Source organism: Neobacillus sp. NRS-1170, assembly GCF_050468025.1.
Map to the genome: position 1 here is coordinate 1 of NZ_JBITPF010000090.1, position 24,000 is coordinate 24,000.

Below are 24,000 nucleotides of genomic sequence, written 5' to 3' on the forward strand. Positions count from 1 at the left end.
AGTTTAGTGTTGACAAACCAGACCTTGAACCTTCAAAGGTTGAGGAACTGGCTAAATCACATTACCGAACAACAGTTAAATTTCTAGGTGACGTTTGTGAGCAAACTCCAGACAGTCGTCGATGGAAAAACACAATCATTGCTGACGGAACAGCTAAACAAGCTTTTACACGAGGAGGAAAACTAATATGAAAAACAAAGTTGAAATCAAAGACGACATGTAAACAGAGCTGGGATCATAAAAAGGAGCTGCCTCAAGTAATTTGAGATAGCTCTTTTTTAACGTTCGTATAATTCGTCAACTTTACAGTTTAGCAATTCAGCAAGTTTATAAGCTTTGTCTAATGGAGGATAAGATCTTCCAGCAATCCAATTAGACAGTTGAGTTGGAGTGACACCGACCTCTTTTGCAATGTATTTCTTCAGATAACCACTTTGTTCTATGAGTTCGTTCAACCTACTTTTCATTATTAACACCTCGATTAAATATTCTCTTTCATATGGACAAATCCTCTCAAAATTTAATTTTGATTACACTCAAAAAATATTTAAAGGACAACTTCTAACAGACAAGTTCCAACAAATAGACTTTATAAAGTACCACATTGAACACCAACTCTCCAGCTTGTTCTGGAATGTACCAGATTAAGTCACAGCAAGGGAAGGACATCTTATTTTGAAATTCTCTTATCCCACAAGTCTTTCCAGAGGAAAGAACAAGGAGTGTGGCTTTTGTTGAAAGGAGGAAGCTAATGATTTTCGAGATTGTCACTACAACAATTTTTGGTGGTCTTGCTCTCAAGGCTCATTTATCAAAAACAGGAGGGACGAACGACTCACAGAAATTGAACAAAATATTCTCTCTTGCTGGTCTGAATGTAAAAGATGGAAAGCAGACCATTACAACACAGCTGCTCAAGAGGAAGGTTCAGGACGGTTACACGGAATACAAATACCGAATACCACTTGGACGTTCATTTGACGATTACAAAACAAAATTCAGAGCTATTGAAGATGGACTCAACAACAAGCGTCAACGAATTAAGTTCAAAGACCTCAAGGAACTAAAATTTGATAAGACACTAATGAACCAATTTAAGGAGCTTCACAAGAAGAAGCTGTCAGCTCGGAAGGAAGTCGAACTATCTTTTGACGGACTTCTTATTGTCCGTGTGTACAACGAACCACTTCCAAAAGAATTTCCGTTTGAGGTTGGTTCTGGTTGGAAAGTTGTTGCTGGTCAAACTCGTGAGAAGAACACACAAGCATTTCTCGACTTTGAAAAATTCCCTCATTTGGCTCTAGGTGGATCAACTCGATACGGAAAGAGTAATTTCCTCAATGCAATCATTGTGAGCTTACTTGAGACTAATCCAGAACACGTTCGTTTTCACTTAATTGACTTGAAGGGCGGAGTGGAACTTTGTGACTATGAGAGATTAAACCAGACTGTTTCCATTGCTTACGAACCAGAAGAAGCTCTTGAAGTTCTCAAGGAAGCTTATGGACAAATGAGGGAGGTTCAACGACAACTCAAGAAACTTGGAAAGAAGAAGGTTCAAGACGCTGGAATAAAGACCAGACATTTCATTGTCGTTGACGAGGTTGGGGAGTTAAATCCTGAGGAAGCTGTAGGAAAAGAAGACTGGAAGCTCAAAGAAGAATGTCAAATGTACATGTCCAAAATTGCACGTCTTGGAGCAGGCTTAGGTTTCCGTCAGATACTAGCAACCCAATATCCAACAGGTGACGTTATTCCTCGTCAATGTAAGCAGAACTCGGACGCTAAAATTTGTTTTCGTGTTCAGAATGGAACAGCTTCAAGAGTTGTACTTGACAGTGACGGTGCGGAACAGCTCCCACAAATAAAAGGGAGAGCAATATTCCAGACAGCTGACAAACGAACTATCATTCAGACTCCAGTCATTACCTCTGAACAAATGACAAGAGTTACCTCTCTACACGACAGCGGAACAAGTAAGAGAAAGGAAGTGTTAGTTGGTGAAAACAAACAAACCACTCAACAAGAGACAAGAACAAATTCTGCTTTCATTAGCAAAACTCGATTTTCTTAACCGTGAGCAACTTCAGAAGCTTCATAGACTTGGTAAGGTTCGCAATGCAAATAAAGTGTTAGCAGAGCTTTATCCTTATCTCTGCAAGTATCGTGAGGAATACTCAACCATTTATTACTTGAACCGACTCGGTAGGGACGTTGTTAATTGTGACAAGGTTCGGAAGAAGGGAAACAAGGTCAACCATGTACTTGCTCGAAATGATTTTTACCTTTTCGCTGGTTGTCCGTCAAATTGGGAGAATGAAATGATAATTGGAGACAGTGTTGGTTATTGTGTTTGTGACTCTTTGTTTAGTTCTAAAGGGAAACATTACGCTTTAGAAGTTGACCTTCAACAGAGCTTGAGCGAGAACAAACTGAAAGCTCAAAAATATCAAGGTCTATTTGAACGGAAAGTATTTGAGAAGCAATATGGTTATTTTCCAACAGTCATTTGGCTCACTCACTCGGAACTCCGTCGAAGGCAACTGAAGGAAATTTCAAAAGGTTTTCCAAGTCTGGTATACACGCTTAGTGACATTAAATAAAGGGAGTTGGTCAGCATGAGAAAGCAAACAATCAAATTCAATGAGTTTGTTTCTGGAGAGTATAAGGTGAAAGAAAAGTCTCGTAAACAGAGAATTGTCCGAAACACTTTGAGAGTCGGTTCTTCTGCAATTCTTCCTCTCGTGACTGGAGGAGCTGTTGGCACTCTTGGTCTAGTCCTTACAACTGGTCAAGTGTTGGCATGTGGAACTTCAACAACTGGAACTCAAGCTGTAACTGTTGGAGCTTCAGCTGTTGTTGGAGAAACAGCTACAAGAACACTTGCTCATGCTCTTGACCCACTAATTGATATTCTCGTTGCTATTTCGCTTCCAGTTGCTTCAGTGGTCATGGTTGGAGGTTGTTTCTTCTTTATGCTTGGTAACAGTGAGAAAGCTTGGAGCATGATTCAGAACGCTGGTTTGGGTTATGTCCTTATTCAACTGTCTCCACTGTTCATTAAAATGCTTGAGCAAGTTGGAAAAGCAATGTAATGAAGAAAAAAGAAAACGACCAGTCCAAAATGGAAAGGTCGTCTTTTCGTTATCTCTTTCGTAACCTCGTAACTGGGCTGTAAAGAGCGTGTTGGTTTTTAATTGTCTCGTCGTCCATTTGGATATATTTCCTCGTTGTCGATATTTCAGAATGACCTACTATTCTTTGAAGCGTAAACACGTCTCCTCCGTTCAAGATATAATTTCGGCAAAACATATGTCTGAACACGTGAGGAGACACTCTTTTCTCGATACCAGCTTTCTTACCATACATTCGGAGTCGCTTTCTGAATGAATTAGGATTGTATTTGGTTCCGCAGTTGGAAAGGAAGACAAATTCATTATCAAAATAGGTCTTGTTTTCTGTCAATAATTCCATGAGTAAACGGACTACTTGGTTCGATAAAGGTAAGATTCTTGGTTTGCGGTTTTTGTTCTTTACAGCTGGTAGAATAATGGACTTTGTTTTGAAATCAATCTCTTTGGTCTCAAGGTCACATACTTCAGAGATTCTCATTCCAGTATCTAACATGAGGAACATAATCACATGGTCACGAAATTGAGCGTACTCCGAAACGTCTGGTATTGATAGGATTCTTTCAATCTCGTCGTCGGTAAGCGGTTCATTGTTATCGTCGTCTACTCTCATGAGCTGAATGTTTTCAACAGGATTCTTATTGATTATTTGCTCTTTGTATAACGCATTAAAGAAAGCTTTGAGAAACCTTATTCTAACGTTAACAGTGAAAGGAGATAGACCATAGACCTGTTTCTTTTCGTTGAAATGGTCTTCTTTTAAATAGACGATATATTCACGAATAATACCAGTTGTAATGTCTTCAACGTTGGTCAGCTCTGGATATTCGCTCGATAACCAATCACGAAACCAATTCATGATAATTCCATACTCATTAAATGTCCGTTCCCTAACTCCTAATGACTTCTTCAATGCAAGGAAATGTTCAAATGCTTGGTTAATGGTATAAGTCAATAATGAAGGTTCTTGGACGACAGCTTTTCCTCTTTTCTTGATAATTGGCTTTCCTTTTCGAGTTTCAGACATAATAAAAATCCCTCTCGTTATTATCTGATACGGATAATGAACGAAAGGGGCTTACAGTCTAGTCTGTTTTCTTGGTTGAAACTGTTGGACTCGACTATGGTCAAAACCTTGATTTAATGCAGTTACGTCCCAAAGAGGATTCGAACCTCCGACCTACAGTTTAGGAAACTGTTGCTCTATCCTGCTGAGCTATTGGGACACTTAAATGACACTTAAATTGGGAACGTTATTTATTATAAATAGTAAATTGCAAAAGGTCAATAATTAAATCGCCTTATTGCATTGGTAAGTCTTTTACTGCCTTTGATTTCTCTCCGGCCTTTTCACGGAATATCAGCCAAACGATTAGACTAAGTGAGATCAGTAACCCCTCCAAAGAAAGAATATAGAAAGGATATGGACCTAAAACGTCTAATAAACTGGCACCATCGGGTTTATGGCTTAAGAACATATAGTTTCCGCCTGTCAGTTTATTAATCAGCATTATAATCGGCATTAATATATTCAAGAAAACAAACAGCTTCACAACAGACCAAATAGTCGGGCGGTATCCCTTTGCCCAAGTGAAATACAAAGGAACCCAAATCTCCATTAAATGAGTATAAAAGAAATGAAAAAAACGAAAATGCGGGAAATCGTAATTTAATAATGGGGTGAAAATTGCCTGGGTGGCACCTAATAATGCCGTAAATAATAAAATCTCATAGATTAATTTTTTTCGAGTCAGCAATAAAATGACCGTTAGGATCATGCTGATGCTGCATAATTCCAATGGGAATGCATGACTTACATCCCAGCTTCCATTCACAGCCATCCAAATATGATAGGTTACTTCTATTGTAATTAATGAAACAGCAATTCCAATTTCAACCCCGCGCCATTTCTCATCCTTCAGTTTATATCTGTAGAGAAAAATTAAAATTGCACCTAGAAATAAGATGCTCATAATAACAAAGTGACTAACTGAAAACATATCAAAATCATAATTTTTATTACTTCGGCCAAACCACTCCATAATTTCACCACCCTTTTTTTCGATTATTATATAAAATTATATGCATCATATCTTCTTTAATAATTCTATACAAACTAAAATATCCCTTTTAATTGGAAGATAATCGCCAAGTGCCTGCTCCACGCAGAATATGATATAATAGTTTGTCGAAGATACTCGAAAGATTAAAACAGTGGAGGTCATTATGGCTGGTTATACGCCGATGATACAGCAATACTTAACCGTTAAGGCAGATTATCAAGATGCCTTTTTATTTTTTCGCTTAGGCGATTTTTATGAAATGTTTTTTGAGGATGCAATTAAAGCATCACAAGAATTAGAGATAACCTTAACAAGCCGCGAAGGTGGTTCAGAAGACAGGATCCCGATGTGCGGTGTTCCCTACCATTCAGCCCCTGGATATATCGAGCAGCTCGTATCAAAAGGGTACAAAGTAGCGATTTGTGAGCAAATGGAAGACGCCAAACTAACAAAAGGCATGGTAAAGCGTGAAGTGGTACAATTGATCACTCCAGGAACGCTCATGGAAGGCAAAGGCTTATCAGATAAAGAGAATAACTATATTGCATCCGTTACATCCTTTGATGACCAAACTTACGGATTTGCCTATAACGATATTTCCACAGGTGAAAGCAGAGTAACCTTGTTATCCAATAACTTTGATGAAGTTTTGAATGAATTGGCCGTATTAGGTGCAAAGGAAGTGGTCGTTGCCAGTAATTTTGATGGCGACCTGCAAAAGAAAATGCGTGAACGCGATGTCCTTGCGATATCGTTTGAAGATAATAGTTCAGTAGATTTAAATTTTGCTCAATTGCTTGAAGGGTTAAATCAGGACAAGCTCAAGCAAACAGTGGCTCGACTGTTTAACTATTTATACCGTTCGCAAAAAAGAAGCCTTGATCATCTCCAGCCGGTAACAACCTATCAAATACATCAATTTATGAAAATTGATTATTTCTCAAAACGGAACCTGGAATTAACGGAAACGATTCGCTCAAAAGGGAAAAAAGGCTCGCTGTTATGGCTGCTGGATGAAACAATGACCGCAATGGGCGGCCGGATGTTAAAGCACTGGATTGATCGTCCATTGATTGTCCAAGACGAGATTGAATACCGCCATAAATTAGTGGAAGTCCTAATGAACCATTATTTTGAGCGTCAGGAACTTCGTGAAAAATTAAAAGAAGTGTACGATTTAGAACGTTTAGCAGGCCGTGTTGCGTTTGGAAATGTGAACGCGCGCGACTTGGTTCAATTAAAACGTTCCTTAATTCAGGTACCTTTTTTAAAACAAATCTTAAACAGCATGCAGAATGAAGAAGTGAATAAAATCGCCGGTCTTCTGGACCCTTGTGAAGAAGTGACCGATTTATTGGAACAGGCAATTGTAGAGAACCCGCCGCTTTCCTTAAAAGAAGGAAATATGATTCGTGACGGCTACAATGGCCAGTTAGATCAGTATCGCGATGCCAGCCGGAACGGGAAAACATGGATTGCTCAGCTTGAGCGTGAGGAGCGCGAGAAAACCGGGATCAAATCGTTGAAGGTAGGGTATAACCGGGTATTTGGCTATTATATTGAAGTGACCCGTGCCAACCTTCATCTCTTAACGGAAGGTCAGTATGAGCGTAAACAAACCCTAACAAATGCGGAACGTTTTATTACGCCTGAATTAAAGGAAAAAGAAGCATTAATTTTACAAGCGGAAGAAAAATGCGGTGAACTCGAGTATGAGTTATTCACGGAAATTCGTGAAATCGTGAAAGAACAAATTCCACGCCTGCAAGCACTGGCGAAAACCGTCAGCGAGCTCGATGTACTCCAGTGCTTCGCCCAAGTGAGTGAAGAGCGCCGCTATGTGAAACCGCAATTTTCAACTGAGCGCCGTGTGGTAATTAAAGATGGTCGTCACCCGGTTGTTGAGAAGGTATTAAACGCCCAGGAATATGTTCCAAATGATTGCTTTATGGACAGCGACCGGGAAGTTCTGTTGATCACGGGGCCAAACATGTCCGGTAAGAGCACGTATATGCGCCAGATTGCTTTGACGGCTATTTTAGCGCAAATCGGATGTTATGTTCCGGCTGATGAAGCGGTACTGCCGATTTTTGACCAAGTGTTTACCCGAATTGGGGCTGCCGATGATTTGATTTCAGGCCAAAGTACCTTTATGGTCGAAATGTTGGAAGCGAAAAATGCGATTGCTAATGCGACGCAAAACAGCTTAATTTTATTTGATGAGATTGGACGCGGAACATCGACGTATGACGGGATGGCCCTTGCACAGGCTATCATTGAATATATTCATAACCGGATTGGGGCGAAGACACTGTTTTCAACCCACTATCATGAATTGACCGTATTGGAAGAAGAACTATTGAAGTTAAAAAACATCCACGTCAGTGCAATTGAGCACAATGGCAAGGTTGTTTTCCTTCATAAAATAAAGGAAGGCCCTGCTGATAAAAGTTACGGAATTCATGTCGCTCAGCTGGCAGAATTGCCTGCTGAATTAATTGAACGGGCCAATGAAATTTTAACAGCACTTGAACAGCCTGATGAGGTTCAGAGCGTTCCAGCAATTGTGGAAGCTAAAGTGGTAGAAAAGCCTGCGCAGTTATCCTTTTTCGATGAACCTCAGGAACCAAAAAGGCCAGAACTATCTTCTAAGGAGAAAAAGGTTTTGGATAAAATTAAAGAATTGGATTTATTAGATGTAACACCGCTTCAAGCGATTAACATGTTGTATGAGCTCCAGAAAAAGCTAAAGTAGGAGGCGAGCGCGGATGGGCAAGATTATCCAGTTAGATGACGCCTTATCAAACAAAATAGCGGCAGGGGAGGTAGTTGAACGTCCTGCCTCTGTCGTGAAGGAATTAGTGGAAAATGCCATTGATGCCGGCAGTACGGTCATCGAAATTGAGGTAGAAGAAGCAGGGCTCGCGAAGATTCGCATTACTGATAATGGGAACGGGATTGAAGAGGATGATGTGCTGATTGCTTTTCAGCGGCATGCCACTTCCAAAATCAAAAATGAAAATGATTTATTCCGGATTCGCACTCTTGGATTTCGCGGCGAAGCCCTGCCAAGTATCGCTTCTGTTTCCAGGCTTGAAATGAAGACCTCGACCGGTGAGGGTGCTGGAAATCTGGTCGTCATTGAAGGCGGCAAGGTAGAAACCTTTGAAAAAGCATCCAGCAGACGCGGCACGGATATTATGATTACCGATTTATTTTTCAATACGCCTGCCCGTTTGAAGTATATGAAAACCATTCACACAGAGCTTGGAAATATCACGGATGTGGTGAACCGGCTGGCTCTATCGCATCCGGAGGTAGCATTTCGCCTGATTCATAATGAGCGGAAGCTGCTGCAGACAAACGGTAACGGCGATGTGCGTCAGGTGTTAGCAGCGATTTACGGAATGAGTATTGCCAAGCAGCTCGTGCCCATTTCCGGTCAGTCGCTTGATTATAAAATTACTGGATTTGCCTCAATGCCAGAAGTGACAAGAGCATCGAGAAACTATATTTCAACCATGATCAATGGCCGGTTTATTAAAAACTATCCATTGGCAAAAGCGATTCAGGAAGGGTATCATACCTTGCTTCCTATTGGCCGGTTCCCGATTGTTCTTCTGAATATCGAAATGGATCCCTTGCTGGTGGATGTGAATGTTCATCCATCGAAAATGGAAGTCCGCATCAGTAAGGAAGCAGAATTGAATGAACTCGTAACTTCTATTATTAGAGAGGCTTTCAAATCGAAGGTATTGATTCCGACTTCCTATACGCCTGTGAAAAAAGAAATGCCAAAATCGGAACAAACTTCGTTGGTTTTGGATGAGGGTACCCCGCTATCGAATACATCATTTGTGAAGAAGGATCCGTTCGTTTATAAAGCGCCTGAAGTAACGGTTGAACGACCTTATTCTTTCGAACAAAAAGAACCGATTCCTGAACCAAAAACCTGGGAGTCAATTAATCCTTTTGGTAATCTACCTGCGGATACGTATGAGGATGTGGATGATTCTAGTTCTGGAACGATTGAAACAAGGATGGAATCACGAGTTGAGCCACAAATTGAGCCCGAGCCTGTTGAAGACGAAAGCAGGGTCCCTCGGTTGTATCCAATCGGACAAATGCATGGAACATATATTTTTGCGCAGAATGAAAACGGGCTGTATATCGTCGATCAGCATGCTGCTCAGGAACGCCTTAAATACGAATACTTCCGCGAAAAAGTAGGGCAGGTACAGTCCGAGCTCCAGGAAATGCTCGTCCCATTAACGTTTGAATATTCAACAGACGAATACCTGAAGATAAATGAATACTCAAGTGAGCTTGAAAAGGTTGGTGTTTTTCTTGAGGGGTTTGGCATGAATAGCTTCATTGTCCGCTCCCACCCGCAATGGTTTCCTAAGGGAGAAGAAAAACAAATCATTGAAGAGATGATTGAACAGTTACTTTTGATGAAAAAAGTGGATATTAAGAAGCTTCGTGAGGAAGCGGCCATTATGATGAGCTGTAAAGCATCAATTAAAGCAAACCGCCATTTACGCAACGATGAGATCCAAGCGCTGCTGGATGATTTACGAAAAGCATCTGATCCGTTTACATGTCCGCATGGAAGACCGATAATTGTTCATTACTCGGTTTATGAAATGGAGAAGATGTTTAAACGGGTAATGTAAATAATGGCTATCTACACTGAAACACAGTAAAGGCACGTAGGGATGAGCTACGTGCCTTTGCTGTGTTGCGGAATTAATCGTTCATTTACCGGTGGAGCCATTTATTTAATGAATGGGGCAATGAATCTATGTTTCATTTACCGGGTAAGCCAGTTTTTGAAGGATTGGGTAAATGAAATGCTGTTTCATTTACCGAGCAAGGAAGTTTTGAAATAAAGCGGGCAATGAAATCCCCTTTCATTTACCGCAAAAGCCTTCATCTGAATCAATCGGGTAATGAACTGTCATTCATATAAAAAAACCGACCTTTTTGCATTTAAAAGGTCGGTTTTTAAAGTTCGTTCAATTATTTGGCTAAAGAGATTCCATTAACGATTCGAGTCAAAGCCTCATTAATTGATATAGCTGGACGGCCAAGAAGTTTTTCGAAATCATTGCTCTCGATTTCTAATGCTCCATCGCGAATCCCTTTTTGGATGCCAACTAGGAATGGAATAAGGAAATCTGGTAAGCCAGCACCTTTCATAATATCGGCATAAGTGGCGTCATCCACCTGTTGAACAGGGATTTCTTTCCCTAAAACAGTGCTAAGGGCAGATACCAGTTCTTCCTGTGACACGGGCTTGCCAGAAAGCTCATAAATGGTATTTTCGTGGCCATCCCCAGCCAATACCGCTGCAGCCGCCTCTGCATAATCCTGCTGAAGTGCCCAGCCAACTTTGCCGGAACCTGCAGATGTCACCCATGGAGCTCCTGCCAAAACACCTTGAATGCTTGGAATTTCATTCTCCAAGTACCAGTTATTGCGTAAGAAGGAGAAAGGAATACCTGTTTTCAAAATCGCTGCTTCAGTCGCAACGTGTGGCGGGGCAAGGAACATCGTGGTTTCACTTGCATTTGCCAGACTAGTATAAGCAATGAATTTTACCCCAGCACGTTCTGCCGCCGCAACTGCATCCGTGTGCTGACGAATTCTAGTTTCATTGTCCCCATCCGCAGAAATAAGTAATAAGCGGTCAATACCTGCAAAAGCTGAATCTAATGTTTCTGGACGATCAAAATCTCCTTGTCGAACTTCGACCCCACGGGCCTGTAACTCAGCTGCTTTCTCAGGATTGCGAACACTTACAGCTAAATGACTCGCTGGTACAGTTTTTAAAAGCGTTTCTACAACCTTTGTTCCCAATTTACCTGTTGCACCTGTAACTAGCATTTTCATAGTCTTTTCCTCCAATGTATGTTTTATTATAAATAAATTGTAATTAAAATGATTACCTGTAACTATAATTGTTACATTTAGCGTACCTGTCAATAAATAAATTTGTTTTCTATTATCAATTGTTGGGTAAAAGTGCTCTACTTGCCCGAAAAGCGTTAGAGGAAGCGAATTGGGTAACGTAGAGAGGGTCTACGTGTCTGAAAAGGTTCCGAGAAAGCAAATTGGGTAACGTAGAAAGGTTCTACGTGCCCCAAAACTACTCGAGAATGGCAACTGGGTAACATAAACTAAAAACGCTGATTATGTAAAAATTTGTTGTTTTCTATCAATAAATAACCAGTAATTAAAGGTGTAAAATTACACTAGTCGTTGTATAATGTTGGTAAGAGGAGGGGGGATAGTCCTTGATCGCATTTAGCCTATTAAGTGCATTTTTACCCATCGTTATCATTATTTTTGTTATCGTTTATGCCGTGAAAAATAAAGAAAAGGGGGAAGAAGCAGTGATACGCCATCTTTATACGTATTTAGTCTTATTTGCTACTCTTATGATGGTCATTGGCGGTGGAATATCGATCTTTATGGCGGCAGCCGATTTAATCAGTCCGCCAAGTTATTACCAGAGCTATGAAGATTTTAAACAGATTAGGGAAGATAATAAAGTGAAGGACGAGAAGGTTTTAACTGAAAAAGAGCTTCGTTCAAGGTACGAACAAACAGTAAAAGATGAAAAAAATCGGGTTAAGGAAAGTGCAAAAAATCAAATCATTAAAAGCCTTGGATTCATCGTTATTCCCCTTCCAATATTCTTATATTTCAATCAGATGAGAAAACGCCAGAGCGAATAAGTAAAACAAGCTGTCGTAACCAATACGACAGCTTGTTCCCATTATTTAACTGCTGCTTGCAGTTTATTTATATACGGTATAGCTTTTCCAGTTCCGATTGCTACCGATTCAAGAGGATTCTCCGCAAGTTGAACAGGAACAACTATTTCTTTACTTAACCATTCTTCCATACCATTCAATAACGCACCGCCGCCGGTAAGAATTACACCGCGGTCAACGATGTCACCGCTTAGTTCAGCTGGGCAGTCCTCCAGTGTGGCACGGATGGCTTCTAAAATATGCAATAATGGTTCCTTTAATGCATTTCGAATTTCATAGGATGAAAGTTTGATAGTTTTTGGTAATCCAGAAACAAGGTCTCGTCCACGAACCTCCATGAAAAGCTCATCGTGATCAATCAAGGCATAACCAATTTCCATCTTAATTTTTTCTGCACTTCTTTCACCAATTAACACATTGTATTCTTTACGTACATATTGAATAATATCCTCATCAAGGCGGTCACCGCCAACTTTAATGGAATGACAAGATACTACGCCGCCAAAGGAAATAATCGCAACTTCAGTATTTCCGCCGCCGATATCCACCACGACATTGGCAACCGGTTCATCAATAGGCATGCCAGCGCCAATTGCGGCAGCAACTGGCTCTTCAATTAAGGTGATCTTTTTAGCGCCTGCATTTTTGACCGCATCATGAATGGCCCTTCTCTCAACGCTAGTAGAACCAGAAGGGATGCAAACGACAACATTGGGCTTACGTAGAGCAAAACCAAGCTTTTTGGAAGCCTTTCGCAATATATTCTTTAACATTTCGGTGGTAATGTCGAAATCGGCAATAACACCATCTCTTAATGGACGAATTGTGACAAATTTCTCTGGAGTCTTTCCGACCATTTCATAGGCTTCCGTGCCTACGGCAACAATATTTTTTGTCGTCGTATCAACCACGACTACAGATGGCTCATTAAGCGCAATCCCTTTATTTTTACTATAAACCAATATATTTGCAGTTCCTAAATCAATACCAATATCATAGTTTGATAAATTTGATAGCATTTTATTCACCTAATTTCCTAGATTTTAAATCCTATTTAAACTCACATGCCAAATTGCGAGCTTTTTTTACAAAATAATCTACGCTTAAGCCTAACATGAATTTGGGGGTGAAAAGCGTTTTGTAAAAGAACCGTTATCGATTTGTAAATTTGGACGAAAAATTCATCAGATTGTAATCAAACTGAAAAAAATAAATTCATTCGACCAAGAACGCATAGAAAAGAAATTTTTTGTATATACTTATTTGATGTTCAACTGCTTTTCATAATTGTGTTACGATGAAGTGGTGGAAGTAAACGAATGAATTCCTTCCATTTAAAAAAGGTATAAGGCAGTGTGAAAATATTGGATTCAAAACAAAAATTATTAGTCATCATCGGACCAACTGCAGTAGGAAAGACCAAGCTGAGTATTGAGATGGCCAAACAGTATAATGGTGAAATTATCAGCGGTGATTCGATGCAGATCTATCGTGGCATGAATATTGGAACGGCTAAAATAACTCAAGATGAAATGGAGGGAATTCCCCACCATTTGATTGATATTAAGGAGCCTGACGAAAATTTTTCCGTTGCTGAATTCCAATCGCTTGTAAGGGCAAAGATAGAAGAGATTGCCAAAATGGGAAAACTCCCAATAATTGCTGGTGGGACTGGGCTGTATATTCAATCTGTCATTTATGATTATCAATTTTCCGATGTATCTGGTGATGAAACATTTCGGCTGCAGTTAGAACAACGAGCAAAAGAAATTGGCAATGAGGCACTTTATAAAGAATTATGTGAAGTGGATCCAGAAAGTGCCGCCCAAATCCATCCCAATAATGTCAGAAGAGTTATCCGCGCCTTGGAAATTTACCATCTTACGGGTAAGACGATGCAAGAATTTCAAAGGACCCAGGAGCCGGATCTATTGTATGATACCGCACTCGTTGGCCTGACAATGGAAAGAGAGAAGCTTTATGAGCGGATAAATGACCGCGTTGATTTAATGGTGGAACAAGGACTTTTAGATGAAGTTAAAAGCCTGTATCAACAAGGCCTTCGGGATTGTCAATCCATTCAGGCCATTGGCTACAAAGAGATTTATGAATACCTGGATGGGAAAGTTTCCCTTGATGATGCGGTTGAAACCTTAAAGCAAAATTCCAGGCGATATGCCAAAAGGCAATTAACTTGGTTTCGCAACAAAATGGATGTAAAATGGTTTGATATGACAGATGTGAACAATTTCACGAAAAAAATAACGGAAATTTCACATTATGTTGAAGGAAAGCTTCAAGTAAAATCGAATACATATTAGTAGAGATAAAAGAGGAGGATATACAAATGAAAACCACAATTAACATTCAGGATCAATTTTTAAACCAGTGCCGTAAAGATAACACACACGTTACGGTATTCCTATTGAACGGATTCCAATTACGAGGCTGCATTAAGGGCTTTGATAACTTTACAGTTCTTTTTGAGTCAGAGGGGAAACAGCAATTAGTATTTAAGCATGCTATTTCAACGTTTGCACCTCAGCGTAATGTGCAGCTTGATCTGGATAATCAATAATCTATTTCGTAAATTTGAGCCCATATTGGAAGGGCTCTTTTTTATTTTTCAACTTTATTTAATGAAATGCCAATGCTTTGAATACACATTAAAATGAAGGATTATGTATTCCTTTTTTATTAAAAGAAAAATTTTTAGTGAAAAATTTGCTAACAAAAACCCTACCATACGTATACTGTCTGCAGAATGAGAGGTGAAAGCTTTGGACCAACGTATGCGAATGAAAAGCAACGGCCAAATAAAAGTTGTTCTCAATTCTCAAAAAAGAGAAACCGTAACGAAAGAATTACCTGACTTTCAAGTTGTTCCAAAGGTCATTCCCCCAGAGCATACGGCCTTAAAAGAAATTGAAGAAGAGCTGGGCGCTTTGGTTGGTATGGAAGAAATGAAACGAATGATAAAGGAAATTTATGCCTGGATTTATGTAAACAAGAAACGCGAGGAAATGGGTTTAAAGGCCAGAAAACAAGCATTGCACATGATGTTTAAAGGGAATCCCGGAACAGGAAAAACAACCGTTGCCAGGTTAATAGGCAAACTGTTTCAAAAAATGAGTGTTTTGTCAAAGGGTCATTTAATTGAGGCGGAACGTGCGGATCTCGTTGGTGAATATATCGGACATACCGCCCAAAAAACACGCGATTTGATTAAAAAGGCTCAAGGCGGCATTTTATTTATTGACGAGGCTTATTCGCTAGGCCGCGGCGGGGAAAAGGATTTTGGCAAAGAGGCCATTGATACACTTGTCAAGCATATGGAGGATAAACAGCATGAGTTTATTCTCATCCTTGCGGGATATTCGCAAGAAATGGACTATTTTCTAACGTTAAATCCCGGTCTCCATTCACGGTTCCCATTGGTCATTGATTTTCCGGATTATAATATTGAGCAGCTGATGGAAATTGCGGGCAGGATGATTGTGGAAAGAGAATACACTTTTAGTCATGAGGCTGAAAAAAAGTTAAAAGACCATTTAATCTGGGTAAAGGCAGTTTTAAGTCCGAGCAGTTTTTCAAATGGCCGATATGTCCGCAATATTATTGAAAAATCGATTCGTGCTCAGGCGATGAGGCTTTTAATGCTGAATAGCTACGACAGGCATGAATTGATGACATTACGTAGCAATGATTTGGTGTTTGAAGAAGATTAAAAAAATCGACGGTCAGACACCGTCGATTTTTTTAATGCGCTCCCAGCCTCCGTATTGGCAGTTTCCAATCGAAGGTGTAGGAAAGAACGCGCAATACAGTTACCAGGATAAATAGTGTATATAATTCCCATGAGCTTGAAGCAATTTTAAGTCCAATAATCACGCCTGCTAGAATCGCCCAAACCGCATAAATCTCTGATCTTAGGACAATTGGTTTTCGACCGGCTAATAAGTCACGAATAATTCCGCCACCGATTCCTGTTAGCACCGCAGCGACAATAACGGCACTTAGCGGATGATTCATATTTGACGCGTATATCGCACCTTGAATGGCAAAGGCGGATAAGCCGATAGCATCAAACAGGTTCCCCCATTTTTGCCAATGCTTAAGGAGATTAGCTGGAAATAAGAACACCGCTGTAATAGATAATAAGGCAATTTGAAAAAATAAGCCCTGCTCCCATAATGCCGAAACGGGTACACCGATCAAAAGGTTTCGAATGGCCCCGCCGCCAAAGGCTGTTACAATTCCTAATATATAAACTCCTAAAATATCATATTCCTCTTCCATTGCCACAATTGCGCCGCTGACCGCAAAGGCAATCGTGCCAATCATACTTAATACTTCCCATGTCATTGTTTCATTTTCCCCTTGTTGTCTTCATAATTATTTCTAACAAATAATAAAATTTTACCACGGAAAAAGAAAAATACAACAAATATTTTTAATAAGGTTGGTATAGGGAAAAATAGAGATTAAAAAGTTTTTTTGTTATGATGAGAGGTAGAACTTTTTGTGAAGGGAAGGATGTTTATTGGAACAAAAAGATACGAAAGAAAAAGCCATTCTGGTCGGCTGTCAAACAATGGCTGATGATGATTTACGTTTTCAATATTCGATGGAAGAGTTAGCATCATTAACAGAAACAGCTCAGGGTGAAGTATTAATGTCTGTTGTGCAAAAAAGAGATCGTCTTCACTCGGCAACCTATATCGGCAAGGGAAAAGTGGAAGAGATTGTCGGTTTAGTGGAAGAGCTAGAAGCAGATATAGTGATATTCAATGACGAGTTATCCCCGAGTCAAAAGCGGAATCTCGGCTCTGAAATAAATGCCAGAATTATCGACCGGACGCAGCTTATATTAGACATTTTTGCTCAACGAGCACGATCCAAAGAAGGAAAACTACAGGTGGAGCTTGCACAGCTTCAATACATACTTCCCCGTTTAGCAGGACAGGGAACCGCGTTATCAAGGCTTGGGGCAGGTATCGGAACTAGAGGACCAGGGGAAACCAAATTAGAATCCGACCGCCGGCACATCCGCCGCCGAATCGATGATATTAAAACGCAGCTCGCTGTCATCGTCCAGCACCGGGACCGATATCGGGAACGGAGAAAGAAAAACAAGGCATTTCAAGTAGCGATTGTCGGCTACACCAATGCTGGAAAATCAACGTTGTTTAATCGTCTGTCTGAAGCGGAGTCGTATGAGGAAAATCAACTATTTGCCACTCTTGATCCAATGACCCGAAAATTAATTTTACCAAGTGGTTTTTTAGCCTTAATTACCGATACGGTTGGATTTATTCAGGATTTGCCTACAGCGCTAATTGCTGCTTTTCGCTCGACACTTGAAGAAGTAAGAGAAGCGGATTTGCTTCTTCATGTTGTGGATATGTCGAATCAGGATTATTTTCATCACGAAAAAACGGTTAATAAGCTGCTCGAGGAACTAGATGTAAAAGATATCCCGCAATTAACGGTATACAATAAAAAAGATATTCAGCATCCGGATTTTGTTCCGACTGCCGACACACCGACGGCTTTTATTAGTGCATTTAATAAAGAAGACCGCCTTGCCCTAAAAGTGAAAATGGAAAAGAACGTCATAGAAATGATGGATGCTTATGAGGTGAAGGTTCCTTCAACAGAAGGAAAGCTTCTTTCACAACTAAAAAATGAGACGATTCTAAAAGAGTTGTCCTTTGATGAAGAAGACCAGTTGTATCGATGCAAGGGCTATACATTAAAAGACCATCAAATAACAGGACAGTTACAGAAATATAAAATGTAGATAGGAGTTACACCATGTTTCAACAGTTAACAAATGGGGAAAAGCTTCAACCGCTTGTCCAAAAAGTGGAACAGCAAATCGCTGGGGTACACAAAAAAATCGACGAAAGAGCGGAAACCAATCAATTTCGCGTTCTAAAAAGCTATCAAAAACACAGGGTAAGTGACTCGCATTTTATCCCGTCAACCGGATATGGGTACGATGATATTGGCAGAGATACTTTGGAATCCATTTACGCGGATGTGTTTGGCGGTGAAGCAGGTCTTGTCCGTCCGCAAATCATTTCCGGAACCCATGCGATATCGATTGCGTTATTTGGAGTCCTTCGCCCTGGTGATGAACTTCTATATATCACAGGTAAACCATATGATACGCTTGAAGAAATCGTAGGGATTCGCGGAAATGGTGTCGGTTCCTTAAAGGAATTTGGCATTTCATATGATAGTGTTTCCTTGACCAATGAAGGCGGGATTGATTGGGATGAAGTGGCCAAGAAAATCAAACCGAACACTAAAATGATTGGGATTCAACGCTCCAAAGGCTATGCGACAAGGCCGTCATACACAGTGGCTGAGATAGGTGAGATGATTTCGTTTGTAAAGGAAGTCAAACAGGACGTCGTGGTGTTTGTTGATAATTGTTACGGCGAATTTGTTGAAGAGTTGGAACCTTGCCATGTTGGGGCAGATCTGATGGCCGGTTCTCTAATTAAAAATCCTGGCGGCGGCATCGTGAAAACGGGAGGATACATTGTTGGCAGGAAGAAGTGGGTCGAGGCATGCTCCTATCGGATGACATCCCCTGGGATTGGAGCAGAAGCAGGGGCTTCTCTTTATAGTCTGCAGGAAATGTACCAGGGGTTCTTTCTGGCCCCTCACGTTGTGGCTCAAGCACTAAAGGGAGCCGTTTTTACAGCTGCCACGCTTGAAAAATTGGGAATGAATTCATCGCCGAAGTGGGATGCGAGCCGGACAGATTTAATTCAATCAGTCCAATTTGATGATCGCGATAAAATGGTCGCATTTTGCCAGGCTATTCAATTTGCCTCCCCGATTAATTCATACGTTACCGCACATCCAAGCTATATGCCTGGGTATGAAGATGATGTGATTATGGCTGCGGGAACCTTCATCCAAGGGGCAAGCATTGAACTGACAGCAGACGGCCCGATCAGACCGCCGTATGTAGCCTATGTTCAGGGCGGTTTAACCTATGCCCATGTAAAAATGGCCGTATGTTTAGCTATTGATCAATTAATCGAAAAAGGATTAATTGAACTAAAGTAGGAAAATATACAGGAAGGACAGACTTTACATGCCGTCCTTTTTACATAAAAAATCCATGTTAGATTTTCTTACATAAGATTGACATATTATCTGACGTCAAATATAATAACAATATGATAGAAAGTAAGGGAGGAGAAATTTGGTGAGTGGAAAGGAAATTCGCCGTTCCATGCCGCTGTTTCCCATCGGAACTGTCATGCAGCTAACAGAGCTGACTGCAAGACAAATCCGTTATTATGAAGAACACCAATTGATTTCTCCAGCAAGAACTGAGGGGAACAGACGGCTATTTAGCTTAAATGATATTGATAGGCTTTTAGAAGTGAAAGATTTAATTGATCAAGGGGTCAATATGGCAGGAATCAAACAGCTTTTCTTGGTCAAACAAGAACAAGCCAATGTTCTTGAGCAGCATGCCGAAAAGGCAAAGCGTGAGTTAACAGATGATCAATTAAGAAAATTGCTGCGAAACGAATTGATTCATTCAAATAGATTAAATCGTTCCTCACTTCGTCAAGGTGATATGTCACGCTTTTTCCATTAAAATTTTTTATGAAAATTTAGGGGGATTGAAAAATGCCAAAGTATTCAAGAGAAGATATTCAACGTCTTGCAAAAGAAGAAAATGTTAAATTTATTCGTCTGCAATTCACTGACATTTTAGGAACAATTAAAAACGTTGAGATTCCTATTAGTCAATTAGAAAAAGCACTTGATAACAAAATGATGTTCGACGGATCTTCAATCGAAGGATTTGTTCGTATTGAAGAGTCTGATATGTATCTATATCCAGATTTAAGCACATGGGTAGTATTCCCTTGGACAGCTGAAAAAGGAAAAGTTGCCCGTTTAATCTGTGATATCTACACTCCAGAAGGAAAACCTTTTGAAGGTGACCCTCGTAATAACTTAAGAAGAGTGTTAAAGGAAATGGAAGACCTTGGTTTCACAAACTTTAACCTTGGACCTGAGCCAGAATTCTTCTTATTCAAATTAGACCAAAAAGGTGAGCCAACACTAGAATTGAACGACCAAGGCGGTTACTTTGACCTTGCTCCAACAGATTTAGGGGAAAACTGCCGTCGCGATATCGTTCTTGAGCTAGAAGAAATGGGCTTTGAAATTGAAGCTTCCCACCACGAAGTGGCACCTGGTCAGCACGAAATCGACTTCAAATATGCGGATGCTTTAACAGCTTGTGACCAAATTCAAACTTTCAAGCTTGTTGTTAAAACAATCGCTCGTAAGCACGGCTTACACGCAACATTCATGCCAAAACCATTATTCGGTGTAAACGGATCTGGAATGCACTGCAACCTTTCTTTATTCAAAGATGGCAAAAATGCATTCTATGAGCCAACTGGCGATCTTGAAATGAGCGACACTGCACGCCAATTCATCGCAGGTATCCTAAAGCACGCTCCTAACTTTACAGCGGTTACTAACCCAACTGTAAACTCTTATAAGCGTCTAGTTCCTGGCTATGAAGCACCATGTTATGTAGCATGGTCTGCAAGAAACCGTTCACCACTAATCCGTATCCCTGCATCTCGCGGACTAAGCACTCGTGTTGAAGTACGTAGCGTAGACCCAGCTGCTAACCCATACCTTGCTATGGCTGTTCTATTAAAAGCAGGTCTTGACGGAATTAAAAATAACTTAACTCCTCCAGCACCAGTAGACCGCAACATTTATGTAATGAGCAGGGAAGAAAGACTAGAAGAAGGCATCATCGATCTGCCTGCAACTCTAGCTCAAGCTTTAGACCAATTAAAATCAGACGAAGTGATTGTAGCTGGTCTTGGCGAGCACATCTTAGAACACTTTGTAGAAGCAAAAGAGATCGAATGGGATATGTTCCGTACCGTCGTTCACCAATGGGAACGCGATCAGTATATGTCAATGTATTAAGATTGGAAAGTCTTGCCGCTTTTATAGCGTCAAGACTTTTTTATTTGATGAAAAAGATAACTTCGTTCGGGAAGTGAGTTTCATTTACTGTGGAAGCACAGATTCTTGGATTTTGGTCAATGAACAGCCATTTCATTTACCCTGGAAGCTCTATTTCATTCACTTTGGGCAATGAAAGGCTCTTTCATTTATCGAAGAGACACATTTTCATGTAAGTCGGTCAATGAACTACTAAATCATTTACCCTCGATGCATTTTTTCCCGCATTGTGGTCAATCAACCGTCGAAACAAAAAAACAAGATCATTCCTTAAACAAAAAAACAAGATCATTCCTTAAACAAAAAAACAGCATCCATAATCCAGATGCTGGTTTGTACCAAATTTTATTTCTCATCACTGTTCTGTTTGATCAATTTAAAACCCGAGAGTGCTGCATCACCAGCAATCCCGGCAACTAGCGAAAAAATAATATTCTCAACATAGGAATTTGGAGCTGTATACAAAACAAGAAGAAGGGCTGCAACTGCACCTAGAAGCATTTCTTCTAGAAAACCGAGATAAAGGAACTTTTTTGTTTTCCGAGGCATAATAATTTTGCCATGCTTACGAACATGTCCAATAATCCCAACCGTCCCACCAATCACTAACGAGAAAATAATGTCAATGAACACTTCTTTCTCACTCTCCTTAAGCCTGAATTTTTTGGACCTAAGGTAAATCTTGGTGTATTACCATTATACTAAACTTGGAAACTCTTGAGCATGGGAAAAAATACTGAATTTTCCAAATACAAGAATCATTTAAATTATTTATCAAAAATTTTCCCAATATCAGTATTGATAAAACAAGAGCCGGCAAATGAAAGCCGACTCTTTATTAATGAATATGTCTATATACTCCGATAACTTTTCCAAGAATAGAAACATTTCGTAAAATGATAGGATCCATGGTTGAATTTTCTGGCTGCAAACGGATGAAATCTTTTTCTTTAAAAAATCTCTTACACGTTGCTTCATCATCTTCTGTCATCGCGACAACAATATCCCCATTATTCGCTGTTTGCTGCTGTTTTACGATTACATAGTCCCCATCAAGAATTCCAGCCTCTATCATACTTTCACCCATGATTTCTAGCATAAATACGTGTTCATCAGCAGGCGCAAGCCTTTCAGGAAGTGGAAAATATTCTTCTACGTTTTCAATAGCAGTAATAGGTAATCCCGCTGTTACCTTACCAACCACTGGAACATTGACAACATTGTTTCTTGGGATATGAGCAAGTTCATCTACTTCCAAAATTTCGATTGCTCTTGGTTTTGTTGGATCCCGTCTAATAAGACCTTTACTTTCTAATCTAGCTAAATGGCCATGTACAGTGGAGCTGGATGCAAGTCCAACCGCTTCGCCAATTTCGCGTACGGATGGAGGATAGCCCTTGCTCTTAACCTCACCTTTTATGAAATCCAGGATATCCTGCTGCCGTTTTGATATTTTTACCATGATAAAATGCACCTCGCCTGGTTAATGTTGTCTTAATTATATCATGTTCGCTCATTTTATACAAACATAAGTTCGAATAAGTGGTTGACAACAAACAAACGTTCGAATTATAATGAAACTATCAAAAGCGAACGTATATTCTATTAAGAGGTGTTTATCATGAAAAAGATTTGGAACCAATACTCATTTGTTATTATTCTAATGTTTATAAGCTGTTCATTTGCCTTAATTTTATCTATTCAGTCAAATGCCAATGAAAAAGATAAATTTATAAAAGTAACTGTTTCTGAAGGGGATTCACTCTGGGAGCTATCCAATCAATATGCCGGCCAGCATTCCCTATCCAATAAAGAGTTTGTCAGCTGGGTGAAGAAGCACAATATAAATGTGGGTGATCAAATTTTCCCTGGCGATAAAATCATGATCCCAGTTAGCAATGAAGCTCTAGATACAACACAATTTGCAAGTGCCATTGAGGAATAAATGGTATGAATGCAATCATATACTGCCGGGTTAGCACAAATAAGGAAACGCAGGAAACCTCTTTACAGCGTCAGGAAGAAGAACTAATTCAACTTGCAAAACAGCATCATTTTGAAATTGATTCAATTATTAAAGAACAGGCAAGCGGATATGACTTTGAAAGAGATGGTATCCTTCATGTTTTGGAACGGATAAAGGATAAAAAAGTACAAGCCCTTCTAATTCAAGATGAAACACGTCTTGGAAGGGGAAACGCCAAAATTGCACTCTTGCACTGTATCTTAAAAGAGGGAATTAAACTTTATAGCATTTCTCATAATGGTGAATTACAGCTTTCAGAGTCGGATTCAATGGTATTGAAAATTGTTAGTATGGTGGAAGAGTACCAACGAAAGCTCCATAATGTAAAAATTAAGCGTGGAATGAGACGGGCTGTCGAACAGGGCTATAACCCCCAAAAAAATTTAAAAAACCTTGGAGAAGCTTCAGGCCGAGAAAAAATCGAAGTTCCAGTTGAGGAAATTGTGAGATTAAGAAAGAACAATTTAACCTTCCATGAAATAGCCGCTGTTTTAAGAGGATTTGGGTATAATATTTCCAAAGCGACCGTTCATCGTAGATACCAGGAATATATGGAATCACAAGATGAGTAGACCTTTTGCCTTGTCAGAAGGTCTTTTTTTTAGTAAAATCAGTTGCTACGTACACAGTTTTTTATGAAAGTTGGTGTTTAAATGCTGTCCAAAGAGAAAATGGCAAGAATCAATGAACTTGCGAGGAAAGCGAAAACAACCGGATTAACGGAATTAGAAGCAAAAGAGCAATCTAAACTAAGAAGTGAGTATCTAGCAACTTTTCGTTCCAACATGCTTGAAACATTAACCAATACAAAGTTCGTTGATCCATTAGGAAACGATGTCACACCAGAAAAACTTAAAGATAGAAAGAAAAATAATCTTCATTAATTCAAGGAATACTATTTTTTGTATTCCTTTTTTATATGCACAAACCATCGTTGTGTCAAAATGAGAAACGAAACG

Annotated in this window: 26 protein-coding genes and 1 tRNA gene; 18 read left to right on the top strand and 9 right to left on the bottom strand. The window is 39.8% G+C overall.

All coding sequences use genetic code 11. The features are described from left to right. The coding region (locus ACIFOT_RS29765; protein WP_430071838.1) for a hypothetical protein at positions 1-191 on the top strand (191 nt) is incomplete at its 5' end. An 87-nt stretch (positions 192-278) separates the two neighbouring features. On the opposite strand, the gene ACIFOT_RS29770 is transcribed toward ACIFOT_RS29765, so the two are convergent. After that, positions 279-467: a helix-turn-helix transcriptional regulator gene (locus ACIFOT_RS29770; RefSeq protein ID WP_430071841.1), complete on the bottom strand. Its 189-nt coding sequence runs from the start codon at positions 465-467 to the stop codon at positions 279-281. A 284-nt stretch (positions 468-751) separates the two neighbouring features. Here ACIFOT_RS29770 and ACIFOT_RS29775 point away from each other — a divergent pair, with 284 nt between their 5' ends. From ACIFOT_RS29775 to ACIFOT_RS29785, 3 genes are read left to right on the top strand one after another with little or no spacing between them, the layout of a single operon-like run. Beyond that, positions 752-2,074, top strand: coding sequence for an FtsK/SpoIIIE domain-containing protein (locus ACIFOT_RS29775; RefSeq protein ID WP_430071843.1), 1,323 nt, complete (start codon positions 752-754; stop codon positions 2,072-2,074). Beyond that, entirely contained in the window at positions 2,001-2,603 is a 603-nt protein-coding gene (locus ACIFOT_RS29780) for a replication-relaxation family protein (RefSeq protein WP_430071846.1), read from the top strand. The genes ACIFOT_RS29775 and ACIFOT_RS29780 overlap by 74 nt, the downstream gene beginning before the upstream one ends. A 15-nt stretch (positions 2,604-2,618) precedes the next feature. Beyond that, positions 2,619-3,095, top strand: coding sequence for a hypothetical protein (locus tag ACIFOT_RS29785; RefSeq protein ID WP_430071849.1), 477 nt, complete (start codon positions 2,619-2,621; stop codon positions 3,093-3,095). Between the two features lie 49 nt (positions 3,096-3,144). Here ACIFOT_RS29785 and ACIFOT_RS29790 read toward each other — a convergent pair whose 3' ends face one another. The 3 genes from ACIFOT_RS29790 to ACIFOT_RS29800 form a co-directional block, all read right to left on the bottom strand. Further along, on the bottom strand, positions 3,145-4,158 hold the full coding sequence (locus ACIFOT_RS29790; protein WP_430071852.1) for a tyrosine-type recombinase/integrase: 1,014 nt from the start codon (positions 4,156-4,158) through the stop codon (positions 3,145-3,147). 125 nt (positions 4,159-4,283) lie between these two features. Further along, positions 4,284-4,357 (bottom strand) — tRNA-Arg (locus ACIFOT_RS29795). A gap of 75 nt (positions 4,358-4,432) precedes the next feature. Further along, positions 4,433-5,173 carry a TIGR02206 family membrane protein gene (locus tag ACIFOT_RS29800; protein ID WP_430071854.1) on the bottom strand — a complete coding sequence of 247 codons (741 nt, stop codon included), beginning with the start codon at positions 5,171-5,173 and terminating at the stop codon, positions 4,433-4,435. A gap of 184 nt (positions 5,174-5,357) precedes the next feature. Here ACIFOT_RS29800 and mutS point away from each other — a divergent pair, with 184 nt between their 5' ends. From mutS to ACIFOT_RS29815, 3 genes are read left to right on the top strand one after another with little or no spacing between them, the layout of a single operon-like run. After that, a complete protein-coding gene (gene mutS / locus ACIFOT_RS29805) occupies positions 5,358-7,949 on the top strand; it encodes a DNA mismatch repair protein MutS (RefSeq protein ID WP_430071857.1) in 2,592 nt (863 codons plus the stop codon). Between the two features lie 13 nt (positions 7,950-7,962). Beyond that, on the top strand, positions 7,963-9,870 hold the full coding sequence (gene mutL / locus ACIFOT_RS29810) for a DNA mismatch repair endonuclease MutL (RefSeq protein WP_430071860.1): 1,908 nt from the start codon (positions 7,963-7,965) through the stop codon (positions 9,868-9,870). 51 nt (positions 9,871-9,921) lie between these two features. Next, positions 9,922-10,086, top strand: a complete 165-nt coding sequence (locus ACIFOT_RS29815) for a hypothetical protein (RefSeq protein ID WP_430071862.1) — start codon at positions 9,922-9,924, stop codon at positions 10,084-10,086. 130 nt (positions 10,087-10,216) lie between these two features. On the opposite strand, the gene ACIFOT_RS29820 is transcribed toward ACIFOT_RS29815, so the two are convergent. After that, complete coding sequence (locus ACIFOT_RS29820; RefSeq protein WP_430071865.1) at positions 10,217-11,089, bottom strand: SDR family oxidoreductase; 873 nt, start codon at positions 11,087-11,089, stop codon at positions 10,217-10,219. 404 nt (positions 11,090-11,493) lie between these two features. On the opposite strand from ACIFOT_RS29820, the gene ACIFOT_RS29825 reads away from it, so the two are divergent. Next, complete coding sequence (locus ACIFOT_RS29825) at positions 11,494-11,937, top strand: hypothetical protein (RefSeq protein ID WP_430071868.1); 444 nt, start codon at positions 11,494-11,496, stop codon at positions 11,935-11,937. A gap of 41 nt (positions 11,938-11,978) precedes the next feature. Here ACIFOT_RS29825 and mreBH read toward each other — a convergent pair whose 3' ends face one another. Beyond that, positions 11,979-12,995, bottom strand: a complete 1,017-nt coding sequence (gene mreBH, locus ACIFOT_RS29830; protein ID WP_430071872.1) for a rod-share determining protein MreBH — start codon at positions 12,993-12,995, stop codon at positions 11,979-11,981. A 345-nt stretch (positions 12,996-13,340) separates the two neighbouring features. Here mreBH and miaA point away from each other — a divergent pair, with 345 nt between their 5' ends. The 3 genes from miaA to spoVK all read left to right on the top strand — a co-directional run bounded on the left by miaA (position 13,341) and on the right by spoVK (position 15,704). After that, positions 13,341-14,297 (top strand): tRNA (adenosine(37)-N6)-dimethylallyltransferase MiaA, encoded by a 957-nt coding sequence (gene miaA / locus ACIFOT_RS29835; RefSeq protein ID WP_430071875.1) that lies wholly within the window; start codon positions 13,341-13,343, stop codon positions 14,295-14,297. 26 nt (positions 14,298-14,323) lie between these two features. Continuing rightward, entirely contained in the window at positions 14,324-14,554 is a 231-nt protein-coding gene (hfq, locus tag ACIFOT_RS29840) for an RNA chaperone Hfq (protein WP_430071878.1), read from the top strand. 202 nt (positions 14,555-14,756) lie between these two features. Next, entirely contained in the window at positions 14,757-15,704 is a 948-nt protein-coding gene (spoVK, locus tag ACIFOT_RS29845; protein WP_430071881.1) for a stage V sporulation protein K, read from the top strand. A gap of 31 nt (positions 15,705-15,735) precedes the next feature. Here spoVK and ACIFOT_RS29850 read toward each other — a convergent pair whose 3' ends face one another. Beyond that, positions 15,736-16,341 carry a trimeric intracellular cation channel family protein gene (locus ACIFOT_RS29850; protein ID WP_430071884.1) on the bottom strand — a complete coding sequence of 202 codons (606 nt, stop codon included), beginning with the start codon at positions 16,339-16,341 and terminating at the stop codon, positions 15,736-15,738. Between the two features lie 178 nt (positions 16,342-16,519). On the opposite strand from ACIFOT_RS29850, the gene hflX reads away from it, so the two are divergent. The 4 genes from hflX (at position 16,520) to glnA (ending at position 20,976) form a co-directional block, all read left to right on the top strand. Further along, positions 16,520-17,779: a GTPase HflX gene (gene hflX, locus ACIFOT_RS29855; protein ID WP_430071887.1), complete on the top strand. Its 1,260-nt coding sequence runs from the start codon at positions 16,520-16,522 to the stop codon at positions 17,777-17,779. A 14-nt stretch (positions 17,780-17,793) separates the two neighbouring features. After that, the gene (locus ACIFOT_RS29860) at positions 17,794-19,065 is read left to right on the top strand and encodes an aminotransferase class I/II-fold pyridoxal phosphate-dependent enzyme (protein ID WP_430071890.1); all 1,272 of its coding nucleotides are present in this window, start codon (positions 17,794-17,796) and stop codon (positions 19,063-19,065) included. A 169-nt stretch (positions 19,066-19,234) separates the two neighbouring features. Then, positions 19,235-19,609, top strand: a complete 375-nt coding sequence (locus ACIFOT_RS29865) for a MerR family transcriptional regulator (protein ID WP_430071974.1) — start codon at positions 19,235-19,237, stop codon at positions 19,607-19,609. A gap of 32 nt (positions 19,610-19,641) precedes the next feature. Beyond that, positions 19,642-20,976, top strand: coding sequence for a type I glutamate--ammonia ligase (glnA, locus tag ACIFOT_RS29870; RefSeq protein ID WP_223588306.1), 1,335 nt, complete (start codon positions 19,642-19,644; stop codon positions 20,974-20,976). 384 nt (positions 20,977-21,360) lie between these two features. Here the strand turns inward: glnA and ACIFOT_RS29875 are convergent, their stop codons facing one another. Both ACIFOT_RS29875 and lexA read right to left on the bottom strand, forming a co-directional pair. Beyond that, positions 21,361-21,648, bottom strand: coding sequence for a DUF4257 domain-containing protein (locus ACIFOT_RS29875; RefSeq protein WP_430071893.1), 288 nt, complete (start codon positions 21,646-21,648; stop codon positions 21,361-21,363). 205 nt (positions 21,649-21,853) lie between these two features. After that, entirely contained in the window at positions 21,854-22,477 is a 624-nt protein-coding gene (gene lexA, locus ACIFOT_RS29880; RefSeq protein WP_289982184.1) for a transcriptional repressor LexA, read from the bottom strand. Positions 22,478-22,636: 159 nt separating this feature from the next. On the opposite strand from lexA, the gene yneA reads away from it, so the two are divergent. From yneA to ACIFOT_RS29895, 3 genes are all read left to right on the top strand, one after another. Beyond that, the gene (gene yneA, locus ACIFOT_RS29885) at positions 22,637-22,960 is read left to right on the top strand and encodes a cell division suppressor protein YneA (RefSeq protein ID WP_430071896.1); all 324 of its coding nucleotides are present in this window, start codon (positions 22,637-22,639) and stop codon (positions 22,958-22,960) included. Positions 22,961-22,965: 5 nt separating this feature from the next. Beyond that, positions 22,966-23,613 (top strand): YneB family resolvase-like protein, encoded by a 648-nt coding sequence (locus tag ACIFOT_RS29890; protein WP_289982182.1) that lies wholly within the window; start codon positions 22,966-22,968, stop codon positions 23,611-23,613. A gap of 81 nt (positions 23,614-23,694) precedes the next feature. Continuing rightward, entirely contained in the window at positions 23,695-23,925 is a 231-nt protein-coding gene (locus ACIFOT_RS29895; RefSeq protein ID WP_430071899.1) for a DUF896 domain-containing protein, read from the top strand. Positions 23,926-24,000 lie beyond the last annotated feature (75 nt).

Coding starts and splice junctions, on each gene's coding strand:
- ACIFOT_RS29850 (WP_430071884.1), bottom strand. CDS start 16,341: ATGACATGGGAAGTATTAAGTATGATTGGCACGATTGCCTTTGCGGTC.
- hfq (WP_430071878.1), top strand. CDS start 14,324: ATGAAAACCACAATTAACATTCAGGATCAATTTTTAAACCAGTGCCGT.
- lexA (WP_289982184.1), bottom strand. CDS start 22,477: ATGGTAAAAATATCAAAACGGCAGCAGGATATCCTGGATTTCATAAAA.
- yneA (WP_430071896.1), top strand. CDS start 22,637: ATGAAAAAGATTTGGAACCAATACTCATTTGTTATTATTCTAATGTTT.
- ACIFOT_RS29865 (WP_430071974.1), top strand. CDS start 19,235: ATGCCGCTGTTTCCCATCGGAACTGTCATGCAGCTAACAGAGCTGACT.
- ACIFOT_RS29770 (WP_430071841.1), bottom strand. CDS start 467: ATGAAAAGTAGGTTGAACGAACTCATAGAACAAAGTGGTTATCTGAAG.
- ACIFOT_RS29800 (WP_430071854.1), bottom strand. CDS start 5,173: ATGGAGTGGTTTGGCCGAAGTAATAAAAATTATGATTTTGATATGTTT.
- ACIFOT_RS29775 (WP_430071843.1), top strand. CDS start 752: ATGATTTTCGAGATTGTCACTACAACAATTTTTGGTGGTCTTGCTCTC.
- ACIFOT_RS29860 (WP_430071890.1), top strand. CDS start 17,794: ATGTTTCAACAGTTAACAAATGGGGAAAAGCTTCAACCGCTTGTCCAA.
- ACIFOT_RS29820 (WP_430071865.1), bottom strand. CDS start 11,089: ATGAAAATGCTAGTTACAGGTGCAACAGGTAAATTGGGAACAAAGGTT.
- glnA (WP_223588306.1), top strand. CDS start 19,642: ATGCCAAAGTATTCAAGAGAAGATATTCAACGTCTTGCAAAAGAAGAA.
- ACIFOT_RS29785 (WP_430071849.1), top strand. CDS start 2,619: ATGAGAAAGCAAACAATCAAATTCAATGAGTTTGTTTCTGGAGAGTAT.
- mreBH (WP_430071872.1), bottom strand. CDS start 12,995: ATGCTATCAAATTTATCAAACTATGATATTGGTATTGATTTAGGAACT.
- ACIFOT_RS29890 (WP_289982182.1), top strand. CDS start 22,966: ATGAATGCAATCATATACTGCCGGGTTAGCACAAATAAGGAAACGCAG.
- mutL (WP_430071860.1), top strand. CDS start 7,963: ATGGGCAAGATTATCCAGTTAGATGACGCCTTATCAAACAAAATAGCG.
- ACIFOT_RS29790 (WP_430071852.1), bottom strand. CDS start 4,158: ATGTCTGAAACTCGAAAAGGAAAGCCAATTATCAAGAAAAGAGGAAAA.
- ACIFOT_RS29895 (WP_430071899.1), top strand. CDS start 23,695: ATGCTGTCCAAAGAGAAAATGGCAAGAATCAATGAACTTGCGAGGAAA.
- mutS (WP_430071857.1), top strand. CDS start 5,358: ATGGCTGGTTATACGCCGATGATACAGCAATACTTAACCGTTAAGGCA.